This is a genomic window from Kribbella sp. NPDC056951, assembly GCF_042674205.1.
In the GTDB taxonomy this organism is placed as follows: domain Bacteria; phylum Actinomycetota; class Actinomycetes; order Propionibacteriales; family Kribbellaceae; genus Kribbella; species Kribbella yunnanensis.
In genome coordinates this window covers 1-1,495 of the sequence record NZ_JBHUQZ010000024.1, presented here as the reverse complement: position 1 = coordinate 1,495, position 1,495 = coordinate 1, and the positions used below count along the sequence as shown (strand labels likewise).

Here is a 1,495-nt window from a genome sequence, read left to right as displayed (position 1 = left end):
GTGAGATGTTGGGTTAAGTCCCGCAACGAGCGCAACCCTTGTTCTGTGTTGCCAGCATGCCCTTCGGGGTGATGGGGACTCACAGGAGACCGCCGGGGTCAACTCGGAGGAAGGTGGGGACGACGTCAAGTCATCATGCCCCTTATGTCTTGGGCTGCACACGTGCTACAATGGCCGGTACAAAGAGCTGCGATGCCGCGAGGCGGAGCGAATCTCAAAAAGCCGGTCTCAGTTCGGATTGGGGTCTGCAACTCGACCCCATGAAGTCGGAGTTGCTAGTAATCGCAGATCAGCATTGCTGCGGTGAATACGTTCCCGGGCCTTGTACACACCGCCCGTCACGTCACGAAAGTCGGTAACACCCGAAGCCGGTGGCCCAACCCCTTGTGGGAGGGAGCTGTCGAAGGTGGGACTGGCGATTGGGACGAAGTCGTAACAAGGTAGCCGTACCGGAAGGTGCGGCTGGATCACCTCCTTTCTAAGGAGCACAGCACCGATTGCAGGCAGATGTCCTGCACGGTCAGCTCATGGGTGGAACGTTGATTAGTTGGCGTGAGTGAACCTGATGGTTCTTCGAGTACTGCTTCGGCGTGGAAAGAAGGACACGGAGGGTGGCTCACGCTTGGCACGTTGTTGGGTATCTGAGGGTACGGCCGTAAGGTTTGTATCTTCGCGATGCCGGCCCCAGTGAACTTGATTCTTTGTGGATCAGGGTGATGGGTGGCTGGTCGTTGTTTGAGAACTACACAGTGGACGCGAGCATCTGTGGCCAAGTTTTTAAGGGCGCACGGTGGATGCCTTGGCACCAGGAACCGATGAAGGACGTGGGAGGCCACGATAGTCCCCGGGGAGCTGTCAACCAAGCTTTGATCCGGGGGTTTCCGAATGGGGAAACCCGGCAGTCGTCATGGGCTGTCACCCATGCCTGAACACATAGGGCATGTGGAGGGAACGAGGGGAAGTGAAACATCTCAGTACCCTCAGGAAGAGAAAACAACCGTGATTCCGGGAGTAGTGGCGAGCGAAACCGGATGAGGCCAAACCGTATGCGTGTGATACCCGGCAGGGGTTGCGCATGCGGGGTTGTGGGATCTCTCTTTCACAGTCTGCCGGCTGTGAGACGAGTCAGAAACCGTATGGATAGGCGAAGGACATGCGAAAGGTCCGGCGTAGAGGGTAAGACCCCCGTAGCTGAAACATTAACGGCTCGTTTGAGAGACACCCAAGTAGCACGGGGCCCGAGAAATCCCGTGTGAATCTGGCGGGACCACCCGCTAAGCCTAAATATTCCCTGGTGACCGATAGCGGATAGTACCGTGAGGGAATGGTGAAAAGTACCGCGGGAGCGGAGTGAAATAGTACCTGAAACCGTGTGCCTACAAGCCGTGGGAGCGTCGGACATGCAGCTTGCTGTGTGTCTCGTGACTGCGTGCCTTTTGAAGAATGAGCCTGCGAGTTTGCGGTGTGTAGCGAGGTTAACCCGTGTGGGGTAGCC

Annotated in this window: 2 rRNA genes; both read left to right on the top strand. The window is 57.1% G+C overall.

Annotated features, from left to right (window positions below):
- Positions 1-478, top strand: a 16S ribosomal RNA gene (locus ACFTSF_RS41595); the annotation flags it as partial.
- A gap of 289 nt (positions 479-767) precedes the next feature.
- Positions 768-1,495: ribosomal RNA gene (locus tag ACFTSF_RS41590) — 23S ribosomal RNA — on the top strand; the annotation flags it as partial.